Annotated in this window: 7 protein-coding genes and 1 pseudogene; 5 read left to right on the forward strand and 3 right to left on the reverse strand. The window is 42.1% G+C overall.

The genetic code is table 11. The features are described from left to right. Positions 1 to 83 precede the first annotated feature (83 nt). Positions 84 to 986 (forward strand): LysR family transcriptional regulator, encoded by a 903-nt coding sequence (locus ACU6U9_RS23475; RefSeq protein ID WP_446737298.1) that lies wholly within the window; start codon positions 84 to 86, stop codon positions 984 to 986. 275 nt (positions 987 to 1261) lie between these two features. On the opposite strand, the gene ACU6U9_RS23480 is transcribed toward ACU6U9_RS23475, so the two are convergent. Beyond that, on the reverse strand, positions 1262 to 1624 hold the full coding sequence (locus ACU6U9_RS23480; RefSeq protein ID WP_446737299.1) for a hypothetical protein: 363 nt from the start codon (positions 1622 to 1624) through the stop codon (positions 1262 to 1264). 215 nt (positions 1625 to 1839) lie between these two features. On the opposite strand from ACU6U9_RS23480, the pseudogene ilvD reads away from it, so the two are divergent. The 3 genes and pseudogenes from ilvD (at position 1840) to ACU6U9_RS23495 (ending at position 4756) form a co-directional block, all read left to right on the forward strand. After that, positions 1840 to 3683 (forward strand): annotated as a pseudogene (gene ilvD, locus ACU6U9_RS23485) (dihydroxy-acid dehydratase). Between the two features lie 145 nt (positions 3684 to 3828). Next, complete coding sequence (locus ACU6U9_RS23490) at positions 3829 to 4254, forward strand: hypothetical protein (protein WP_446733974.1); 426 nt, start codon at positions 3829 to 3831, stop codon at positions 4252 to 4254. Continuing rightward, positions 4187 to 4756 (forward strand): hypothetical protein, encoded by a 570-nt coding sequence (locus ACU6U9_RS23495; RefSeq protein WP_446733975.1) that lies wholly within the window; start codon positions 4187 to 4189, stop codon positions 4754 to 4756. Before ACU6U9_RS23490 ends, ACU6U9_RS23495 begins: the two co-directional genes overlap by 68 nt. A 48-nt stretch (positions 4757 to 4804) precedes the next feature. On the opposite strand, the gene ACU6U9_RS23500 is transcribed toward ACU6U9_RS23495, so the two are convergent. Then, on the reverse strand, positions 4805 to 5539 hold the full coding sequence (locus ACU6U9_RS23500) for a hypothetical protein (protein WP_446737300.1): 735 nt from the start codon (positions 5537 to 5539) through the stop codon (positions 4805 to 4807). A gap of 88 nt (positions 5540 to 5627) precedes the next feature. Further along, positions 5628 to 6104 carry a glycerophosphodiester phosphodiesterase family protein gene (locus ACU6U9_RS23505; RefSeq protein ID WP_446737301.1) on the reverse strand — a complete coding sequence of 159 codons (477 nt, stop codon included), beginning with the start codon at positions 6102 to 6104 and terminating at the stop codon, positions 5628 to 5630. A 193-nt stretch (positions 6105 to 6297) separates the two neighbouring features. On the opposite strand from ACU6U9_RS23505, the gene ACU6U9_RS23510 reads away from it, so the two are divergent. Then, a partial coding sequence (locus ACU6U9_RS23510) for an SRPBCC family protein (protein ID WP_446737302.1) occupies positions 6298 to 6758 on the forward strand: 461 nt, incomplete at its 3' end.

Raw genomic sequence — 6758 nt, forward strand, 5'->3', positions numbered from 1 at the left:
TTTCTCTCTTATTTATTGCCTATGCCGAGCATATTACTGTTAATATAAAAAGCATAAACCCACAAATTGATAAATCACTGTTTATGAAAACTGAACAAAAGAATGTGTTTTTATGGTTAATGGTCTTTTATGAGGTTGTTGAACAAGGAAGCTTTACAGCAGCGGCAGATAAACTAGACCTAACGAAGTCAGGTGTCAGCCAGCATATTAGCCGGCTTGAGCAGCACCTTGGCGTACAGCTTTTAACACGTTCCACTCGCAGTTTGAATTTAACCAATATCGGTGAGCAGCTCTTTAAACGCAGTGGTGAACTAAAAACCCTATTAAATTTGACCATAGATGAAGTCAGTAACAGCACTCAGCAAGTTGCTGGTCTTTTGAGCATCACGGCACCCCAAGCTTTAGTACAGTCCGCAGTGCTGCCCGCTATTGAGCAACTCGTTAAGCAATTCCCTAATATCAAACCTCGCTTAATAGCAGATGACACGAACCAAAACATCATCAAAAAAGGGATTGATATCGCCATTCGTGTCGGAGAACAAGCAGATAGTGAACTTAAAGGAGCCAAGATAGGCGCTCATCGTGAAATTATTGTCGCCTCAAGCGCTTACCTTTCCGCTACTAAGCATTCCATTTCGCTGCAAAATATTTATACGCATCCATTTATCGCAACTAGCTGGCAAACAACAAATCTCACCCATCAATTTTTGGATGATAAAAATAAAGTACACGAACTATTGCTACAACCACAGTTCGAAATGAATAGTGCAAATTCGGTAATGGAGTCCGTATTGATGGGCTTAGGTATCGCGCTGTTACCTGATGTTTATGCAAACAAATACATCAGAGAAGGCAAAATACAACACGTATTACCTAACCTGAAGACTAAAGAAAACAATATTTATTATGTACATGCCTATAAAGGCAATATGCCTTTAATTATGAAGTGGTTTATTGAATTCTTAAAAAAACAACTGAAAAATTGATTAGCTATAAATTCTAGCCCAGAAAATAATGACATGAATAACGTCAGATTTTATTGATTGAATATTTTATGATTGATATAAAAAATAATTCATCACATCATGAATTGACTTTTTTAGTGGCCGTTTTATTTTTCAAGTAATTGTTTTTAATAAGAATCATGTCACCAATAACGATTACCGAAATTATATTTTTTTGATAAATATTCGAAAATATTAAAAAGGCAGATTCAGTGCTTATAAATATTTATAAGCACTGCATCTGATCTTAGGCATTATTAATTTACAACCAAATAGGATTGTTCTTTGTCGAAGCACCAAGGCGCGGTTAGGTTAAACTCCACCTCTGCTCGATTCACCTGATAGGCTTTATTTAATAGCCCACCTTTCATGAACAGTAACACATTGTATGAATCACTTGATTCAATCCCTGTGCCCGAAACATCACGCACATCTAGACCCGTTAGTTCTGCGGCCTGCATGGGTGTTGTATAGGGTGTCAATATGCATACATTATCCCAGTTCCCTTCAACCTGCTGCGCTAAGTCCACATGATTATTTTTTACCACCAACTCTAATGGCGGTAGTGACTGTGAACACCCAGTTAGTAGCAGCATTACGAAACTAATACGTTTGATCATGGCTCGCCTTATTTTGACTAAAGTAAGAGTAATGAGCAGCCTAACGCTGAGGCGGCCTATTTTCTTTGCTTTATACCTCAGAATTCCAATTATGCCTATACATTGTAAGGTTATAACCTGCACTGAAACTGTGTCGTTTTTATACTACCGGCGGTTTTCCTTTGCTATACTGCTAGCACTTTTTTGTTAGCCAACCTTTTTTGAAGAGAGCAAACATGCCTGAATATCGCAGTAAAACCTCCACTGCTGGCCGTAATATGGCCGGTGCACGCGCCCTTTGGCGAGCCACTGGAATGAAAGACGATGATTTCTCTAAGCCGATCATCGCCGTTGCCAACAGTTTTACTCAATTTGTACCAGGCCATGTGCATCTTAAAGACATGGGTCAATTGGTTGCCCGTGAAATCGAAAAAGCCGGTGGCGTCGCCAAAGAATTCAATACCATCGCGGTTGATGATGGTATCGCAATGGGCCATGACGGCATGCTGTATAGCTTGCCTAGCCGTGAGCTGATCGCGGATTCTGTTGAATACATGGTTAATGCACACTGTGCAGATGCCATTGTATGTATCTCTAACTGCGACAAAATAACACCGGGAATGCTGCTTGCTTCTTTACGTTTAAATATTCCGGTTATTTTTGTTTCTGGCGGTCCAATGGAAGCCGGTAAAACCAAGCTTTCTGAGCACAAGTTAGATCTAGTAGACGCCATGGTGATTGCAGCCGACGATACCGCCAGTGATGAAAAAGTCGCCGAATACGAACGCAGCGCCTGCCCAACTTGTGGTTCGTGCTCTGGCATGTTCACCGCTAACTCAATGAACTGTTTAATGGAGGCGCTCGGTTTAGCGCTACCAGGTAACGGCTCGGTATTAGCCACTCACAGTGACCGTGAACAGCTTTTCTTAAAAGCGGGTCGTACCATCGTTAAAAACGCGAAAAAATATTACGAAGAAGATGACGATTCAGTATTACCACGCTCAATCGCTAACTTTAAAGCCATTTGAAAATGCCATGTCTCTCGACATCGTAATGGGTGGCTCTACCAATACGATTCTTCATCTATTGGGCGCCGCTCAAGAAGCCGAGTTAGATTTTGATTTAAAAGATATCGACCGTCTTTCTCGTATTGTTCCTCAGTTATGCAAAGTCGCGCCTAACTCGCCCCTTTATCACATGGAAGACGTTCACCGTGCCGGTGGCATCATGGGTATCTTGGGCGAAATTGATCGTGCAGGTTTGTTACATAATGAACTGCCAACGGTTCACAGTGCCACCATGAAAGAAGCCCTAGATAAGTGGGACATCATGCGTAACCCAAGCGATGAGGTTATGAAGTTTTATCGCGCAGGCCCAGCAGGTATTCCGACGCAAACGGCATTTAGCCAAAGCACTCGTTATCCAACCGTCGATGGCGACCGTGAAAACGGTTGTATCCGTAACCTTGAAAATGCGTATTCACTAGAAGGCGGCCTTGCAGTGTTATACGGCAACATCGCGGTTAGATGGCTGTGTGGTTAAAACAGCGGGTGTTGACGAAAGCATTCATGTTTTCCAAGGTAAGGCTAAAATATTTGAATCACAAGACGACGCGGTTAAGGGCATATTGGCTGACGAAGTAGTGGCTGGCGACATCGTAATCATCCGCTATGAAGGCCCGAAAGGCGGCCCTGGTATGCAAGAGATGCTGTACCCGACGTCTTATCTTAAATCGAAAGGTTTAGGTAAAGAATGTGCGCTATTAACCGATGGCCGTTTCTCTGGCGGTACCTCTGGTCTATCAATTGGTCACTGCTCACCGGAAGCCGCTTCTGGTGGTGCGATTGGTTTACTGCAAACTGGCGATATCATCAATATTGATATTCCAAACCGCTCAATCAATGTTGATCTAAGCACTGAAGAGCTGTCTCATCGTCGTCATGAGCAAGATAAAAAAGGCTGGAAGCCAGTAGCGGACCGCCCACGTAAAGTCAGCCGAGCATTGAAAGTGTATGCGAAGTTTGCAACCAGTGCAGATAAAGGCGCGGTACGTGACAATGCATTGATTGATGCCGAATAGTTAAAAGTAATATGACCTTTTAAACGGGTTCGAAATAAACCGTTTGTCCTATAAAGGGACAAACGGTTTTTTTATGTTTGCTATCAATAGGTTTTTTCTTTAATTTAAAGCGTCTCTTTTATCAGCCAAGGATTAGGTGGTTCAGATGAAGCTATTTATAGCAGGGTTTTCTTTATCATTGCTGATATCGGCCAGCATTGTGTATTTCAACAACATTCCTTTATGCGCGATTAATCCACTTAGTCGCTGTGACTTCATGACCTCAGCCGATCACAAAAAAGAACAAGCCCGTTTAGCAGGCTTACTCGCTAAAGCCGGTATTGAAGGCGATACATTAGAGCAACGCATTCAAACAATTATCAAACAAGGACAATCCAATCTTACATCGTTAACAGCGACGGTGAATAAAATGGAAAGCGCATTAAATTCTCAACCCATCTACGATAGCAATGTTGCATTAGCCGCCGCGAATCAAAAATTATTAATGTTAAAAGGGAAAGTAAATGAACTTAAACACATACTTTGTAGCCATTCTAATATGCCTGCCAATCAAAGCGATTGCTCAATGTAGTGACGATGAGTTAAACGCCTACATCACACAAAAGGTTATTGAACCGGGTATTTTACCAGCAGGCACACAATTAGATGACACAATCTATAACGCATATCGTGGTAATTGCGCGATGGAGCAACAAATTAACAATCAAAAACGCTTAATTACGACACTCAATACTCAAATTGCCACGCAAATTACCATGAGTACACAACTCGACAACCACCTTGAGGATTACAAAGAGGTTTTTGGTGACATACAAAAGATTGGTAATAAACAAAACAATTTAATTAAAGAAATAGTAGATGATTTTGATTTTTATAAAAGAAAGCAAATCACACAGTATCTTTTACCAGCACTTGTTGGTTTAAAAATCGGTTATGACAAATGGCAAAATGATGATTCATCCTCCGACCTTGATGCTCTTGCATATGGCATGGCGGGTTTTGGTATTTCGTTAACGATTGATCAAAATACGGGATTAAATGTAGCCGGCTTTTTTGCCAAACTCAGCGAATAAAACCGATTGCAGTATTAAACTGCAACCGGTTGTCTAGTATCACCTGCTTTAACGCAAACCCATGCAATTCGCATAATAGGTTACGGTGGCAGGCCAGTCAGAAAACACACCAATGACGCCTACATCTTTTGCAAGTACATCTAATACTTCATACACGTCACCATCGGTACTGATAACATCTTCACCACCAAGGTCACCGTTCAAGCTTTGATAGTACCAGCCGCCATTATTTTTTAGTAAACCGGAGCGCTCTAAAGTCCATGTTATTAACTTAAAACCGGCTTGCTTAGCATTAAGCGCATATTGGGACGGCACGATTTCACCATAGCTATTTACATCCAATAACATCCACATAGGTGGCGCCAGTACATTCATACCTTGTGCGCGCCAATCTAGCATGGTTTCTAAGCTGATATTAGTATCGTATACACCATCAAGATAAACCGCTTGGCGCGCTAAACGTGGGTATTCATTAATCCAATGTAATACATCTTGCTGATCAAACGACTGTGGCCAAATACGTTTAGGGTGGATACCAGCCTGACGATATTCTTCAATCATTTGGTTAGCATAGTCTTGCTGGCTATATGTGCCTTCAAATGGCATCTCAACGGATGGTGATTTTAGCTCTGGAGTAAAATCCACACCTAACTCATTAAGTAATGTGATGCTTTCAGCATGGGTTAACAGCGTGCCATTACTGGCATACAAATCCGTGCGCCAGTCTGCTGTCGCATTCATATATCCTGCAATACTGGTAGCATTAACATCAGCAGCATCCATTTTGCCACTTAAAGATTTAAACTCCGCAACCGTGATGTCACTGGTACAGCACTTAATTGCGCTGCCATTGATTAAACGCCCTTCACTATCAAATTTCCGGCGGCACTGAACACTGAGAAGCTAAAGGTGTGGCCAAAATATTCGTCGTAGTGTGCAAGTCACACTGTGAATGACGACAAACCAACTCTTTATCCTTTGTAAACGTTACATCGCACTCCACAATGCCGGCTCCCATTTTAGCAGCCGCAACGTAAGACTCTTTTGTATGCTCAGGAAACTGCATAGAGGCACCGCGGTGGCCAATGGAGAACTTGCTGGATTTAAATGGCCCTTTGTCACAGCGCTGCAGTTTTTTCTTGAGTGGGCTTTGCGCCATATCATTTACCAAGAACTGAGGACGAGGTCCTAATTGCGCCTTTTCATAACGCTTATGCCAGTGTTTAAAAAAGTCATGAATTGAGGACTGATATTCCTGATCACGAGCTTGCTCGCCATAAGCATGAGTCAAAGACAATGCCGATAATAATATTAATAACGTAAGCTGTATTCTGCGGTAAGCACGCATTTTATATTCTCCAATGATTCGTTTTATGGTCTACCACACAATGACCAAGCACAGACTATAAGAGAAATATGACAACTCAATGGCCTTGGGTAACTTTATTTAATCAAACCATGACAACACAGCCCCTTTGTACCTTTCATTTTCAGCAAAGCTATTTACACTGATAAATAGAACCATTTAATGGGGAGTGATCATGTTCCGCTACGAAGTGCGTCGCAGCACAACAATCAAGGCACCATGCGCGGATATCATCGAATACCTGTCTGACTTTACAAACTGGCCGACTTGGTCCCCCTGGCTCATTTTAGAGCCAAGCTGCCCCGTAGAATACTATGGCGAGCAAAAGCAAATAGGCGCGGGTTATAGCTGGAATGGCGACATGATCGGAGCTGGCTCCATGCTTCTCATCGATAGAGATACCGTCAGCCTAGACATGGCCTTAGAAATTTTACGCCCCTTCCCCTCAAAAGCACGAGTGCGTTTCGAAATACTGCAAAGTGGCAACAGCAGTGTGCTGACATGGATTATGACAAGTCAATTGCCCTGGTACTTGATATTCATGAAAAGCATGATAAAAAACTGGATTACCATGGATTACGATCGCGGCTTGCTCATGCTTCAAAGCCAATTGGAAACCGGATCCGTGCTAAGCAC

This window comes from Pseudomonas sp. HK3 (genome assembly GCF_052920985.1).

Coding starts and splice junctions, on each gene's coding strand:
- ACU6U9_RS23480 (WP_446737299.1), bottom strand. CDS start 1,624: ATGATCAAACGTATTAGTTTCGTAATGCTGCTACTAACTGGGTGTTCA.
- ACU6U9_RS23490 (WP_446733974.1), top strand. CDS start 3,829: ATGAAGCTATTTATAGCAGGGTTTTCTTTATCATTGCTGATATCGGCC.
- ACU6U9_RS23500 (WP_446737300.1), bottom strand. CDS start 5,539: ATGGATGCTGCTGATGTTAATGCTACCAGTATTGCAGGATATATGAAT.
- ACU6U9_RS23475 (WP_446737298.1), top strand. CDS start 84: ATGAAAACTGAACAAAAGAATGTGTTTTTATGGTTAATGGTCTTTTAT.
- ACU6U9_RS23495 (WP_446733975.1), top strand. CDS start 4,187: ATGAACTTAAACACATACTTTGTAGCCATTCTAATATGCCTGCCAATC.
- ACU6U9_RS23505 (WP_446737301.1), bottom strand. CDS start 6,104: ATGCGTGCTTACCGCAGAATACAGCTTACGTTATTAATATTATTATCG.